Raw genomic sequence first — 417 nt, 5'->3', positions numbered from 1 at the left:
CCAACGTGGACTCCGAATACATTAGCGCAAACCAACTCCGTTATTACTTAATTGTAGTTGCAATAACGGGGCGGACCATACATTTTGTCTGAATAAGTGGCGAATCGGCTAGGACGCCTAGCCCGGAGTTGCTGGCAGTTGGGCCTCATTCCCTGACAAGGGAAAACCTCTTTGCTTTTAAACGACAAAACCCAGTCCGAAGACTGGGTTTCTAAATAAGTGGCGGAGTGGCTGGGCTTGCACACAAGCGGGGCTCGTTGGTCGTAGACCAAAAAATAACATCGTAAATGTGAAAAGACCTCAGCATTTCTGCTGAGGTCTGGAATAAATGGCGGAGCGGACGGGACTCGAACCCGCGACCCCCGGCGTGACAGGCCGGTATTCTAACCAACTGAACTACCGCTCCGCACTGGTTAG

1 tRNA gene is annotated in these 417 nt (G+C 51.3%); it reads right to left on the bottom strand.

Features of this window, described 5'->3' with window-relative positions:
- Positions 1 to 329 precede the first annotated feature (329 nt).
- Positions 330 to 406 (bottom strand) — tRNA-Asp (locus tag VJL_RS13915).
- Positions 407 to 417 lie beyond the last annotated feature (11 nt).

Origin of the sequence: Vibrio jasicida CAIM 1864 = LMG 25398, from assembly GCF_000400365.1 — a bacterium.
GTDB classification, from domain to species: domain Bacteria; phylum Pseudomonadota; class Gammaproteobacteria; order Enterobacterales; family Vibrionaceae; genus Vibrio; species Vibrio jasicida.
Note: the sequence above shows the minus strand (reverse complement) of the source record. Positions and strands in the feature narration are given on the sequence as shown.